Genomic DNA, 14,560 nt, shown 5'->3' on the forward strand with positions numbered 1-14,560 from the left:
CATAGGAGGGATCGTACTGATATGAGAGACGAAAAAGATTTTGAAGGTTTGCAGCAGCATATGGAAACGAAGCAAAGCTTTCTGAAGAATCGTTTTTTGCGGCCAGTGGATACCAGCAACGAGTTGAAGCATTTACTCTGGCAGGAGCTGGCACTATCCAAGTTAATTGGAGGATGGATACCAGCCATACCGGTATATGAGCAGAAGATTCAACTTGGTCGATTATGCTATGTGCATAATCGAAATGTGAAATGCTTGTATGAACGTATCGAAGAGCTGCCTGGCGGTATGCATGACAAGGATTGGATGCCTGATATTACGAGGGAGGCATTCGAAAGAATGTTCGGCGCGCCAGACGAACACACTTTTCTGGTCAGTTACTTATATATCCATCGACATCTATATACCCAATATGATGCATTGGTGGCTAAACTGGATCCGATTTTAGATGCGCCTACACTGGACCAGATCAAGATCATCTTCATCGAACGGGAAGCAACACAGCGCTGGCTGCATGAGCAGTTGCAGTTTGTCCATTGTGGAAGTGAAGAAGGGTCGCGAAAGCTGGCGGAATGGGAACGATATATCCTTACGGTCTGGGCCGTTTTCCAAGCAAATGCTTTTGTAGATGATGTGAACGCTGTGACCTGGCCAGTTAACCTGGTGCAAGATCCAGCTGGTCCGCTTCCGGAGAAAGCAAAGCTAGAAAGCAAATATCCGCGATATACGAATCCAAAACCACAAAAATCGTATACGGATACCAGTATGTCTGTGCTGCATGACAGTGTGAAACAAATGATATACATCTATGCTACTGAAATTTTTGCTGGAGAGACGTTGTCCTGTATTTATTATTATGTGGATCGGATGCCTTTGCCTTTTTACTTTGATTTGGCCCGTCACATGTGGGATGAATTTCGTCACAGTCAAATGGGCATGCGCCGATTGCTTCAAATGGGTTATTCCGTCGACCAATTCCAGTGGCTGGGGGGGCCTGGTAAACAGGATGTTAAAGAACACTTTACCGAGTTGTATTCCAACTTAACCCTGTTAGGTGAAGCTTGCGGCTTCAAGAAAAAGCGAAAGTCGGCTGAAGCGTTTTGGAAATTTGGCGATGTCTTATCTGCGATTACCTGTGAATTTGATTTGATTGACGAACGCCGCCATATCGATTTTTCTGTGAGATGGGGACCGGAGTTGTTTAAGAAGGCTGATATGATTATCACTTATCAGGAAATGGCGGAAATGACGAGGGTTCGTCGATTAACCGAACTTGAATCTGTACCCGCTGAGGAGATAGCTAAACTCGCAAAAAACTTCCCTATTTTCTGCAGCTTCCATACATCGGAACTGGCATATCACAATTATTAAATTCATAAGTGTGAAAACGTTTCATTGACGTGTATATATGCCCGAGATATAATCGAAGTGTCTTAGAAAACGCTTCCATGGAGGGATGGATACACGTAGTGCAATTCAAGAAAAGAAAGGCGGATTCATTCATAATTGAATTAGCAAATGAAAAAGGAGGATTTTATTAACATGGCTAATAAAATGAAACCCATTATGAGATTTCTACTTATTGTTGCAGTCATCATGTCACTTGTTCTCCCTACTTCAGCATTTGCAGCCTATGCGCATCAACCCGTCGAGATTCAAGATCCGGCATCGCCTATTCAGATCACGGTGAACGGCAAAAACATGAAGTCCGATGTATCGCCTAAGTTTATCGACGGCAAAATATGGGTATCTGCCGAGGCGATAGCTCATTATTTATATTCTGTATTTTATGAGTCTATCGATGGCAAAGCATTTACTTTAAAGAATGATTATTATGAGATGACAGCTACATACGGAAGCAACGAAGTTACATTAAAAGACGGCTCAACGGTTACGACCGAAATGCCCTTTAAAGAAAGCATTAGAAGTTTTATCCCTTTGGATACTCTCATGTATGCGTTTGAAGCCACATACACGTGGGATGCTTCGAGCAATACGGCAAAAGTTCTATATGATGAAAGCCGGCATATTGCCGCTGATGCGGCTTTGCCGGAAGCCGTAACGGGTGTTGATATAACAGCCGTGGGAAAATCGAGAGACGGATATTATAGTATTCCGAGCGACGATCCGAACGCCGAAGTAACCGTATGGCGGAAGTCAGCGGATCCGGCCAACTATGTAATAGCCCAACCGAGAAATACCGGAAACGCTTGGTTAATAGCGCCTAAGCCTGGTTATAATGCGGCAACAGGAGCTTTTGAAGGTGGCCTTAGTTATTTGTCCGGCGGCGGCAGTAACGACATCATTAGAGTGAGAATTCACTACTCAGATGGCAGGCCGGATAAGGAATTTAAAACCACCATTTCCACAAGCGCTGCTCAAAGTGGTTCCGGCATACCCAATACAGGTAACGATTTGCTTTTAAGAACGACGTTCAATAATTTAAGTTTGTATCTGAATTATGCGGGTTATACGACTCCCGGAGATACGATTGCCTATAAGCTTCCGACATCGCCAGTCACCACCATACAGGTTGTCCCTGACCCTGCCAATGAGGTGAAATTCAGAAAAGTAGGAGCTTCGACATGGGAAGACGGTCTTTCACTGGCATGGGATTCAGTCAACAAGCAGTTCAGAGGCTCTATTGTCGGTCTTGAACCAGACACGGATTATGAAGTGCAAGTTAAAGTCCTTAAGGATGGTTCTACCTACACCAAGCAAATCAGAACATGGAAAGATGACGTTCCAATTGCTAGAGATATACCTATTGCTTCTATATATGAGCCAGGAAAACCGCTGTCGGTTCAAGGGCTTAGAGGCACAGAAAACGGATATATTCGAATCATTGGGGACGGAAGTACCATTATCGAAGTCACCGATGAGTTTTGGGAAGCGGTATCGATCGCACAGTCCGAATATGTGATTTTGGAAAACTTAATCATTCGTGGCGGCAAGAGAAGCGCGATATCGGTTCTCAGTTCAAGTCACCACATCCGAATTGTGAATAGTGATATTTCAAATTTCGGAAGAGAAGCAACACAATACTTAGCTAAGCAAACGGTAGTCGCAAATGCAGATCCAAACCTGGCTGTTGACTTGCGTACAGGGCAAAGTTACTCTGCCAACGCAACGCCTGTTAACAATGACTCTGGTATTTTTGTAAGCGACGCAAGCAATCTCGTCATTGAAAAAAACTACATTCATGATGCAAGAACCAAAACCAATGCATGGAACGGCGGCGGCGGTAGAGCCTGGTACCCTGAATGGGACGATAAGCATCCGCAAGGTGTAAGCGCCATGTATGCAAGAGGCGGGCAAGGTGTCGTAATTCGATACAACGACATTGTCGGAAGCGATGATCATCGTTTTAACGATGCCATTGAAACTTGGGGAAATGGTGAAGTAGATGGCGGTGTTGGTAAAGATTCCGACGTGTACGGAAATTACTTTGCCTATACACAAGATGACAGCGTCGAATTAGAAGGCTCGGATATGAACGTAAGATTTTACAACAACAAAATAGAAGGGGTCGCAAATGGCGTAGGTCTGGATACAAACTATGTTGGTCCCATTTATTTGTATAGAAATGTCCTAACAAACTTGGGTGACGAATGGGGATTGATTCAAGGCGCACTCAAGCACGGAGCAGCTACGAAAGAAGCGAATATGGGGTTGGGCGCTAACTATCTGTTTAACAATACAATTCTTAGTTCATCCAATCATATAACCCGGAAAGACAGTCAAATATACAGACCGTATTATAGGAATAATATCATTGAATCCATAGATAGTCCTCTTCCTAATGGCCAAACCGTAATTACGATTAAACATATTTACAATTATCCCGGAGCTAGTTACGATTTTGACTTATTTAACGGATCTGCGGTAACTACTAATGCTTACGGTACTACCGGTGGTCCTGCGCCGATTGTTGAGCCAAATGGGATAACCGGTGAAAAAATCGGAACACCAGTAACGGCAATAAATCCGGATTCAAGCAAAAAGGCCACTTTCACTAACAGAGCTGAAGGTGACTTGAGTCAAACAAGCGGGAGCCTTGGTTTTGATAAGGGTACAACCATTAATAACTTTGTAACCGCAGCCGATTATGCAGGTGCAGCACCTGATATCGGAGCGATAGAAAGCGGCAAAGATGTGATTGTTCCGACGAGACCAACCGCTTTAAGGTCAGCTGGCAGTAAGTATCAGCTTAACGTTACAGGAAATACCACGCAGCAAGTCACTATTAAAACAGCCGGTATTCCGACTGGAACCAAGTATGATTTGCGCAAAAACAGTGATTATGAATGGTTCACCGTAACAAATGCAGAAGGAAATACCCAAGGTACGATCACTCAAGGTGTTGATTTGGTACTTACGGTAACAGGTTACCCTAAGAAAATCGGTAAAAACTTCTTGGGTGAGCAATTCGGAACAACCATTACTAAAGGTCTTGCTGATCTTGCGAATTCAAAAGCGAATGTATTAACAGGTCAGCCGGCAAAAGGAAAAGGGGCTTTCCTTGTTAAGTTAGACGGTGGTCTTTCGCTACCAATCTCGGTTTATGTAACAGAAGGTGACTATGATACGAGTTATAGTCTTACCTACAAATACAATGACGGTGTTACATCGGACGCAACCGTGACCGTTCATGCAAACGGAGAGTCGCTCGGGGAAACCGTTACACCTCCGACGCCGACGAGAGCAAATTATACATTTGTAGGTTGGTTTGACGAATCGTATGCGAACAAGTTTGATTTCAGCAAAGCCGTCGAAGCAAATACGGTTCTTTATGCCAAATGGAAGCCGAGCATCCAAAGTTTCACAGTCGTGTTTAATACGAATGGCGGATCGGCTGTTGCAGCAATATCCGATCTTACCAGCGGAGCAACGATTGGTAAACCGGCAGATCCGACTAGAAATGGTTATGCTTTTGAAGGTTGGTATACGGATGGAGAGTTACAAAACGCTTTTGACTTTGCGACTGGCGTTATTACACAAAGCATAACTCTTTATGCGAAATGGACTACGCTAGACACAGCAATACCTAAGTCTTGGGATCAAGCTGGAGTTAATGCTGTTCTGAACAATCCGGATTTTGCCGGTATGCTCGACTTGTCGAACTTTACGACTTCACCAACGGGCAACGTGACAATTAACGTACCCTTGAACAAGCAGCTTACAGTCAAGGGAAATCCTAATGTTGAGTTTGTTGGCGTGGCCATAGTTAGTGAAGGCAACAACGTGCTGACAATCAACAATCTTAAAATGAAATCTGCGGATGCACAAGCTAAAGCAGCTGTGTACTTTGCGACAGGAAGCAATACGCTCACGCTTATGGGCACAAACGTCATCACAACCGTACACACAGCACTCATCGTCGGCAATGGAGCGGGAATAGGTATTCCGGTTGGCAGCGCCTTGAGGATACATGCAGCGGATACAAGTCAAACGCTTAACGTTACTGGTGCGATTGAGGCCGCTGGCATCGGCGGAGGTAAAGGCAGTGCAGGCGGCGCCATCACGATCGCAGGCGGCAAGATTACGGCGACGGCTGGCGGGCACGCAGCGGGCATCGGCGGTGGAAGAGGCGGCGCAGGTGGCAACATTGCGATCACTGGCGGAATGATTTCTCTTGCCAAAGGCGGTAACAGCGCAGCAGGCATTGGCGGTGGTAACGGCGGCGCAGGCGGAAACATTACCATCAGCGGTGGAACAGTTACGGCCTCAGGTGCTAACAGCGCAGCAGGCATAGGTGACGGCGCCCTCGCCACGGGCAGCAACATTACGATCAGTGGCGGAACGATTACCGCCAATGGCGGTTCCTCCGGTGCAGGCATCGGGGGCACGGGTGACACCATCACGATCACCGGTGGAGCGATTACAGCCATAGGCGGCGGTTCGGCAGGCGCAGGCATTGGCGGCAGTATGGGCAGCGCTGGCGGCAACATTACGATCAGTGGCGGAATGATCACGGCTACCGGTGGAGGCAATTCAGCCAATGCCGCTGCAGGCATCGGCGGGGGTAAAAATGGCGCGGGTGGTAATATCATCATTAGTGGCGGAACGATTACGGCCACAGGTGGCGGCGTTACCACCGCTATGGGCGCAGGTATCGGCGGCGGAGAAAACGGCGCAAGCGGAAACATATTAATTTATGGCGAAAATACCCAGGTCACTGCGATTGCAAAATCAGCCTCCGTTTCCAACATCGGTGCAGGTTCTGGAGCAACTTTGGCGGGTAACGTCTTTGTGGCATTGCCAAAAGGCAAACTGAGAAACCTAAGTGCCGACCTAGGGAATACAGTCGCATTCTCGTCAACTACGGTTTCACAAGGCACGGTAACAGCGGAATTACCTACTCCGCTTAATGCTGCTCCATTCCCGGCCTCAATAGGCATATTAACAAACGTAAATACAACACCGACGAACCTGTCCGTTATCACAACGCTTGCGGATAAAGAAGTTGTGTTTGTACATCCAAACGCCACGACGATTAAGAGGACGGGAGCTGAACTCGCAACCGTTGGTGCGGCCGTACTGTTTGAGAAATCAATTCCAAAGTACACGGTTGAGTTTATCGGTTTCGACGGTGGGACTGTTTTACAGACACTGATTGTTGAAGAAGGCAAAACAATTGATTGGACCATGGTTAATGCTGTGGAATACAACACGGACACCGATGTATGGATGGGTTGGTATATAAGCGAAAGCGGCAATTCATTTTGGGGTACGAATGAACCTATCACCCAAAATTACCGCTTAATGCCGTGGGTAGTAAGAAAGGAATACACTGTCAAATTCGTTATTGACGGCAGTGACGTTCAAGCGCAAAAAGCAACGCATGGCTCATTAGTATCAGCACCTGCAAGCCCGACGAAAAATGGCTATAATTTCGAAGGTTGGTTCGAGGGCGATGCAGGAGAAGCGTTCGACTTCAACAACACGCCAATAATAGGCGATATTGAACTGATAGCGAAATGGGCACAAAACTATGATATAGAAATTACAAGTGTGTCCCCGGGTAATGGGCAAGGCAATGTGAATTTTGCCATTGTTTCAGCGAACGGCAAGGGTTATAAGGTGTTTATAGCAGACAGCAAGGATGGAGATTTCACAGAATACAGCAATGTCAATTACAACGCCAATGGCGCGCACATCAAGGGACTTACAAACGAAAAGACTTATTATGCGTATATCGAATATACAGACAAAACGGGCACTATAAGAAGCAACACTGTTGAGATAAAACCGAGCAAGTAGGTTAACTCACAGTAAATTAAATAAGCCACTCCTTTCTCACTTTATTGGTTAAATTACGTTGCCTATAATAAAGTTTACATTTAGGGCGGCTATAGACAGCCGTCCTTTTGTTTTTCCTACTCAGTCGTTTGGAATTCATCGCGTCAGAATGATATTTTATTCATAAATGTGAAAACATTTCATTGACGTGAATTAATAGGCGAGATATAATCAAAGTACATAAGAAAGCGATTCCAACTAGGTGTTCTACATTACAAGTACACATATATGGGAGGGTTTTATTTGAAAAAGACGAGTATGGTGATATTGAGCAGTATGATGGTAGCAACGCTTGCAGCTTGCGGCAATGGTCAAGAAGGAACGGCGGTAACGGCCAGCAGTGCACCTGCGACTGCGGGAACTGCCGCACCTAAAGAAGTGACACTTAAAGTAGGTTTGCCAGGAAGCTATGACGTTACCAAAAAAGAGATTATCGATGGTTTTCAGAAGCAATTCCCAAATATTAAACTAGAAATTCAGGACGCACCTTGGGCTGAATTTGCTACAAAAATTACAGCACAAATTGCCGGCAACAATCCTCCGGATATTTGGTTCCAGGAAAATGCGATTATTCTTGGTTACGGGAAGCGGGGAGTAGCAGAAGATCTCACAACTTATATGAAGCGGGATCTTAAAGAGAGCGACTATGTCAGCTCCTTGTATGCAGCTAGGGACGCGAATGGCAAGGTATGGGGCATACCGCACGGCTTGAATCCGACTGCGCTGGCGTATAACAAGAAAATTTTCAAAGACGCAGGCATTGATGCTCCAACAGATAACTGGACTTACCAGGATTTGTTGGACACAGCCAAAAAATTGACGAAAGACACCAATGGCGATGGTAAAACAGATATTTACGGCATGTCCGTCGAAAACAATCTGACGCAAGGCTTCTACCCATGGTCGAAGATTTACGGAGGCGGCTGGCTGGATGAAACAAAAACAAAGTCAATGCTCCTGGATCCAAAAACTTTACAGGGTATTACGGCATGGCAAAATACAATGAAGAGTGGAATTGCTCCGACATTCGATGTTTTGGAAGCTAACGGGAAAATTACTCAAATGTTCGGCGGAAACAAAATTGGCATGATGATTATGCAATACAGCGGACAGCTGCCGTTTAAGAAAGATTATGCGAATCTAGACTACGATACAGTCATGGTTCCTAAAGGCTACGATGGCAAACGAAATGTTCCGTTTGTTGCGAACTCCTGGATGATCTATTCCAAAGCGAAAAAGGAACAGAAGGATGCAGCGTGGGAATTCCTGAAATACTTCTTAGGTGATGAAGCTCAGGGGCATCTGGCTACAAGCGGAGCTTCACTTCCCCTTAAAATTTCGGCTAATGCCAAGTTAGATGTAAACAGTAATCCGAAAAACAAAAAAGCATTTACGGATGGAGTTGCCCAAGCTGGTGTGACTACGGATGAAACGGCATTCTGGAACGAAATGAAAACGACTGTCCAGCCAGTCTTCATCGAAATGTTCAAAGGGAACAAAACGCCAGAGGTAGGCTTGAAGGAAGCTGACGAAAAGTTAAAAACGGTCATTAATAACAACAAGTAACTATATCGCAATTTTTTGGGGGAGGTAAAGCCTCCCCTCCTTTATTTATGAAGGTGAGGAGTGTTGTGTCATACAAAGGTACAATTATTGGGGATATATACTAACATTGCCATTTGTCATCGGGTTTCTCATTTTCTCAGCGTATCCTTTTGTTTTTTCTTTGTATTTAACCTTCACGAAGTGGGATATGTTCAATGCTCCGCAGTGGGTAGGTCTCCAAAATTGGAAATCGATTTTTCATGAGAAGCAAATGTTTTATTCGTTTCGCAATATTTTTTATTTTGCTTTGATCTTTGTGCCGCTGAAAACAGGTATCGCGTTCATCGCAGCGTATGTGTTAAACCAGTCTATCCGCTTCAAAGGTTTTTTCCGGGTTGTATTCTTTTTACCTGTTATTACGCCCTGGATCGCAGCAGGTATGGTATGGTCATGGATCCTGAATTCTCACTTCGGTGTAGTCAATTTGCTTCTCAGTTACATTAACTTGGGACCGTATAAATTTCTCGATAATCCGAATTGGTGGGTAGTCATTGGGAGTGTAGCCATAGCGAATGTATGGAAAGGTATGGGGGGTTCCATGGTGTTGCTGCTGGCAGGTATGCAAAATATCTCGAAAGACTTGTATGAAGCGGCAGATTTAGATGGTGCCTCCAAGTGGCAAGTGTTCAGACGTATTGTGGTTCCGCTCGTCTCACCGATGGCCTATATGGTACTTATCCTTTCGACGATTTCCGCATTCCACGCCTTTGATTCATTCCTTACCTTGGTCGGTTCACCGGGCTCAGTCAGGGACCAATTGCTGACAGTGAACATTATGATTTACCGTGATGCTTTTGTTTTATTCAAAATGGGACCTGCTTCCGCAATGGCATGGCTGCTATTCATTGTGATCCTGGTCATTACAATGTTCCAACGTACGATGGAAAAGAGGTGGGTGCACTATGACTAAAGAATCAAAACTAAGCGCAACATTGCTTTATTCGTTTCTAATCATAGGCGGATTTTGCATGTTCATTCCATTCTATTGGATGGTAGTGACCTCGATTAAAACTGGAGCGAAAGTGCTGCAGATGCCGCCGCAGTGGATTCCTGATCCGGTGACTTGGCAGCATTATGTTGCCGCATGGAACAGCCAAAATGTGCATTTTGCCCGTTACACATTTAATAGCTCAATTGTAACTATTCTCGATGTCGCCGGAACGATGATTTCTTGTGCTGTTATCGCATTTGGGCTTGCCATGTTTGAGTTTAAATTAAAAAAATGGATTTACCTGGCGATGGTGTCGACTTTGATCTTACCTGGTCAGGTGACCATGGTTCCGCAATACTTCATTTGGAAAAATCTTAATGCCCTTGACACCTTTTATCCGTTGATTGTGCCAGCCTTCCTGGGAGGGGCATTCGGTATTTTTCTCATGCATCAATTTTATAAAACATTGCCAAGGGAGCTTTTTGAAGCAGCACTTATAGATGGCTACACCCCATGGGGAGTGCTCTGGCGCATTTATATCCCGCTGTCCAAACCAGCACTTTCGGCGTTGGCTGTGTTTACATTCATCGGCGCATGGAGTAATACACTCGGTCCCTTATTGTATCTAACGAACAACAAAATGTTCACGCTGCCGCTGGGCCTCTTGTTTCTTAAGGCGGTTAATGATCAACCGAATGAAATTCCGATCGTTATGGCTGCTGCGTTCATTATAACCATACCGGTTGTCATCTTGTTCCTGTTTGCCCAGAAGCAATTTATTCAGGGGATGGCAACGACCGGCTTGAAGGGATAAGCTGGAAGGGGGCCAGAAGTGTCCCCTATTGTCTAAAGCAGGAGGTAATTGAATGAATTTACCGCTTCAGGAAAAGGTCATTGTTGTGACCGGTGCGCTTGGCAAGATTGGCTTCGCTTCGGTACGGATGTTTTTGGCCAGAGGAGCTAAGGTCATCGCCAATGATTGGGTAGCTGCGGAGGAGTCTCTCCGCATGATTGCGCTTCAAGAGCAGTATGGTCCAGATCGCCTGCTTTTCGTGCAGGCCGATGCGAGCAATGAAGATCAGGTCGCTGGCATGTTCCAGCAAATCCGCGAGAAGTTTGGCCGCTTGGATGGGTCATTCCATAATAGCTATACACAGAATCGTAAGCCGGTTGCGGTATATACGTTGGAGGACTGGAATCAAGTTATCCAAGGCACGCTCACTTCGACATTTCTCATATGCAAGCATGCCATCCTGTTGATGCAGGATTCCGGAGGCGGGTCAATCGTTAATACATCTTCCGTCCTTGGCGTAAAACCGAGGGCAGGAGAAGGAGCCTACGGGTCGTCCAAAGCCGGGGTCAATTTCTTGACGCAGGTCATCGCTGCCGAGAATGCCGTTCACGGCATACGAGCTAACGTGATCATACCGGGAGATGTTAAAGAACCGAAGCCGGTGTCGCCTGAGAAGGCGGAAGAGCTACGAAAGAGTACCTGGTTAGGACGCAGCGGCACTCCAGACGAGATTTGCGAGCTTGCTTCGTTCCTGCTGTCTGATGCTTCTTCGTATATTACAGGATCACTGTACACGATAGACGGAGGGATTCGGATATGAGACTGATGAAGATGGAGGCGGCTGAAGGATGAAGAAAAGAGTCGCAGCGATCATTACCCAGTATAAGCTCAATTCGCACGCAGATGTAATTGTTAGCAGGCTACTCGGCGAGCTTGGCTATGAACCGAATGTCGAGCTGGTTGCTATGTACGTTGAGCAAGTAACGGATAGAGACTTGAGTCGCGAGCTGTCGGCTAAGCATGGCGTATCGATCTGCGCCACCATTGAGGAAGCTGTTGCTTGGGGCGCTCCTGAACGGAAAATCGACGGCATTGTCGTCATCGGGGAACATGGGGATTACCCATGGAATGAGAAACAACAGCACTTGTATCCAAGGCTGCGATTTATGAAAGAGACGTTAGCTGCAATGGATTCTCACGGAATCCGCGTACCGATATTCCTTGATAAGCATTTTTCTTACGATAATGAGGATGCGCAGTGGATATATGAGGAAGTTAAGCGTCGGGGTATTCCATGTATGGCAGGATCCTCCATTCCATATACAGATTATGTGCCTCACTTCGATCGTTCCTTTCTGCAGGGAGGCCGTACTTTCTTTGTCGTCAGTCATGGCGGGCATGAATCCTACGGATTTCATGGCATGGAAGTACTGCAGGTTTTGGCTGAGCATCGGCTTGGTGCCGAGTCGGGTGTCGCGTCCGTTCATGCCTTAGCTGGTGATGAGATGTGGCAAGCCATGGATCGGGCGGAATGGCCGGAGGCGCTGATGATGAAAGCACTCGCACTCGAGCCGGAGCTATCCGGAAGGCATCCGCGCAATGAATGTCCAGATCCCGCGCTATTCGTTGTCACGTATAAAGACGGCACGATGGGTTATGTGGCGCAGCTTCATAAATTCGCTACGAGGTGGAGCTTTGCTGTTCAGGATCAAGCAGACGCTTGTATCGCAGCGTACTGCAATACGGGGCGAGAGCGGCCGTATAGCCATTTTACCAAATTGACCGAACTGATCGAAGAGATGATCCTGCATGGCACACCTCCTTGCCCGATTGAAAGGAACCTGTTGACAACGTACCTCATCAATACGGCAATGGAATCCTTATATGTCAAGCATCCGTTGTCCTTAGATGCATGGAGCGTTGTGTATGACCCAAGAGAATTAAAGGTAATTACTGGAAATGTAGAGAATTAATTTATTGTAAAAGAGAACGAGAATAAAAGAGATAGCTATATCAAACCAAAATAATGGAGGTCTACTTATGCGAACTGAGGTAATGGGTTCAAGCAGCAGCAAACCGATCTCTGCAGCTATTCAAACGGATTCATTGGTATTCGTATCGGGGCAAGGTGGTCTTGATCCTCTGACAGGCTCCGTAGTTGGCAGTGATCTGGAATCGCAAACCGTTCAGACGATGGATAACATTAAGCAGATTCTCGCTGCTGCTGGTCTTACTTTGGACGATGTGGTGAAATGTAATATTTATTTGAGCGATAGGAAGTTGTATGAGGAATTCAATAACATTTACAGACGATTCTTCACCAGCCCGTTTCCTAGCCGTACAGCTGTCTATTGTGACTTGAATTATGACCTGCTCGTTGAAATTGATGTCATCGCCCAGATTCGGAAATAAGGGAGAGAAGAAGCCCATGGTTGCGTACGTATACAACTGCATCCATCAGAGTGGAACCGAAGTGCGCTGGGAGGAAATAGGGAGCATACCGCTTGTTGATACCGTAACCGGAGAAGAGGCGCGTTTAAACACAACCGTGAAAATCTGCCGCACCGATAGCTATATTCATGTGCGCTTCGAATGCTCCGACGATCATATCGTTGCCACGTATGAGAATCGGGACGACCCCATATATAAGGAAGATGTCGTAGAAATCTTCATTGATGAGAGCGGTAAGGGTAGGTTTTATAAAGAATTCGAGCTGAGTCCCCGTGGCGTTGTCTTCGATGCCCTCATTGATAAAGAAGAGGGACAGAAACAGAAGGTCGATGTTAGCTGGAACTTAGACGGATTACTGACTCAGGTAACGTGGCCAGAAGAGGGAAAGGCCGTGTATGACATGGCGCTTCCTGTCGCTTCTTTCGACCCATCTCCTGCTCCAGGCATGACCTGGAGAATCAATCTTTACCGAATTGATGAAGATCCCACAGGCCAGCGCCATTATTGGTCTTGGTCGCCAACTGGAGCACAGAGGAATTTCCATGTTCCGGCGAAATTCGGAATGCTTGTTTTTGAGTGAACCGAAGAGTGAATGAAAGCGGTATCTTACTATTTTTGAAATAGACATAAGCAATCCAATAAGCTACAATGAATAGAGATATTTCATATATGTGAAATGATTTCAAAGGGGGATTTGCGAATTGGAAAAAAATCAAGCGCATAAAGTCAAATCAGCAGACCGGGTATTGGACATATTTGAGTTATTCACCGGAGGGACCGATTCCTATAATTTATCGGAAATTGCCAAAAATTTAAATATGCCTGCAAGCAGCACCTACCTCATTTTACAGAACATGTTGAGCCGTGGGTACCTTGAGACTGACAAGTCCGGAAAGCAATTCCGTATTGGATATAAATTGTTTACGATTCGCAATCGTTATATTCAGAATACGAGTTTAACTGGCGAGTTTTATCAAATTGCCGATAAGATCTCGGAGGATTTAAATGAAACAGTTAGTTTATCCGTGAGAAGCGGGAACCAGCTGCTGTATCTTGGAGAGAAGATAAGCAGTCAGGCCTTGCGGTTTACGCCCAATCAGAATGATGTATTTCCCTTGCATGCGACTGCATCCGGTAAAATTCTGCTTGCCGACTTCACGGAAGAGGAATTGCACACGCTTTATCCGCAAGAAAAGCTGGAACAAGTGACAAGTAAAACGATTTCCTCTTTCAAGCAGTTACAACTGGAATTAGAAAAAGTAAAAACGCAAGGGATTGGTTACAACCTAGGTGAAACGGTGCTCGGCGTGCATTGTGTCGCAGGGGCTGTCGTTGATGCTGCTAACAGAACGGTAGCTTCTATAAGCATATCTGTTCCTGAGGTGCGTATTACGGAAGAGATCTGGGATAAAGTGCATGTATGGATCAAGCGGGCTTGCGAAGAACTAAGTCAAAAAGTATATCGGTAACTTTGAATG

At 45.7% G+C, this 14,560-nt stretch carries 10 protein-coding genes; all 10 read left to right on the plus strand.

Annotated features, from left to right (window positions below; all coding sequences use genetic code 11):
* Positions 1–21: 21 nt before the first annotated feature.
* The 10 genes from AC58QG_RS18370 to AC58QG_RS18415 all read left to right on the plus strand — a co-directional run bounded on the left by AC58QG_RS18370 (position 22) and on the right by AC58QG_RS18415 (position 14,551).
* Positions 22–1,371 (plus strand): hypothetical protein, encoded by a 1,350-nt coding sequence (locus AC58QG_RS18370; protein ID WP_497363576.1) that lies wholly within the window; start codon positions 22–24, stop codon positions 1,369–1,371.
* Positions 1,372–1,542: 171 nt separating this feature from the next.
* Positions 1,543–7,263, plus strand: a complete 5,721-nt coding sequence (locus AC58QG_RS18375; RefSeq protein WP_497363577.1) for an InlB B-repeat-containing protein — start codon at positions 1,543–1,545, stop codon at positions 7,261–7,263.
* 282 nt (positions 7,264–7,545) lie between these two features.
* Positions 7,546–8,868, plus strand: a complete 1,323-nt coding sequence (locus AC58QG_RS18380; protein ID WP_497363578.1) for an ABC transporter substrate-binding protein — start codon at positions 7,546–7,548, stop codon at positions 8,866–8,868.
* 106 nt (positions 8,869–8,974) lie between these two features.
* Positions 8,975–9,817, plus strand: a complete 843-nt coding sequence (locus AC58QG_RS18385; RefSeq protein WP_497363579.1) for a carbohydrate ABC transporter permease — start codon at positions 8,975–8,977, stop codon at positions 9,815–9,817.
* The gene (locus AC58QG_RS18390; RefSeq protein WP_497363580.1) at positions 9,810–10,652 is read left to right on the plus strand and encodes a carbohydrate ABC transporter permease; all 843 of its coding nucleotides are present in this window, start codon (positions 9,810–9,812) and stop codon (positions 10,650–10,652) included. Before AC58QG_RS18385 ends, AC58QG_RS18390 begins: the two co-directional genes overlap by 8 nt.
* A 52-nt stretch (positions 10,653–10,704) precedes the next feature.
* Positions 10,705–11,451 carry an SDR family NAD(P)-dependent oxidoreductase gene (locus AC58QG_RS18395; protein ID WP_497363581.1) on the plus strand — a complete coding sequence of 249 codons (747 nt, stop codon included), beginning with the start codon at positions 10,705–10,707 and terminating at the stop codon, positions 11,449–11,451.
* A gap of 28 nt (positions 11,452–11,479) precedes the next feature.
* Positions 11,480–12,604, plus strand: a complete 1,125-nt coding sequence (locus tag AC58QG_RS18400; protein WP_497363582.1) for a hypothetical protein — start codon at positions 11,480–11,482, stop codon at positions 12,602–12,604.
* Positions 12,605–12,671: 67 nt separating this feature from the next.
* Complete coding sequence (locus AC58QG_RS18405) at positions 12,672–13,043, plus strand: RidA family protein (RefSeq protein ID WP_497363583.1); 372 nt, start codon at positions 12,672–12,674, stop codon at positions 13,041–13,043.
* 16 nt (positions 13,044–13,059) lie between these two features.
* Positions 13,060–13,662, plus strand: coding sequence for a carbohydrate-binding family 9-like protein (locus tag AC58QG_RS18410; RefSeq protein ID WP_497363584.1), 603 nt, complete (start codon positions 13,060–13,062; stop codon positions 13,660–13,662).
* Positions 13,663–13,783: 121 nt separating this feature from the next.
* Positions 13,784–14,551 carry an IclR family transcriptional regulator gene (locus AC58QG_RS18415; protein WP_497363585.1) on the plus strand — a complete coding sequence of 256 codons (768 nt, stop codon included), beginning with the start codon at positions 13,784–13,786 and terminating at the stop codon, positions 14,549–14,551.
* The last annotated feature ends 9 nt before the right edge of the window (positions 14,552–14,560 follow it).

The organism is Paenibacillus sp. J22P169, assembly GCF_059691995.1.

Excerpts from the sequence above, each read along its gene's own strand:
- AC58QG_RS18405 (WP_497363583.1), top strand. The coding sequence starts at position 12,672 with ATGCGAACTGAGGTAATGGGTTCAAGCAGCAGCAAACCGATCTCTGCA.
- AC58QG_RS18400 (WP_497363582.1), top strand. The coding sequence starts at position 11,480 with ATGAAGAAAAGAGTCGCAGCGATCATTACCCAGTATAAGCTCAATTCG.
- AC58QG_RS18410 (WP_497363584.1), top strand. The coding sequence starts at position 13,060 with ATGGTTGCGTACGTATACAACTGCATCCATCAGAGTGGAACCGAAGTG.
- AC58QG_RS18375 (WP_497363577.1), top strand. The coding sequence starts at position 1,543 with ATGGCTAATAAAATGAAACCCATTATGAGATTTCTACTTATTGTTGCA.
- AC58QG_RS18395 (WP_497363581.1), top strand. The coding sequence starts at position 10,705 with ATGAATTTACCGCTTCAGGAAAAGGTCATTGTTGTGACCGGTGCGCTT.
- AC58QG_RS18370 (WP_497363576.1), top strand. The coding sequence starts at position 22 with ATGAGAGACGAAAAAGATTTTGAAGGTTTGCAGCAGCATATGGAAACG.
- AC58QG_RS18390 (WP_497363580.1), top strand. The coding sequence starts at position 9,810 with ATGACTAAAGAATCAAAACTAAGCGCAACATTGCTTTATTCGTTTCTA.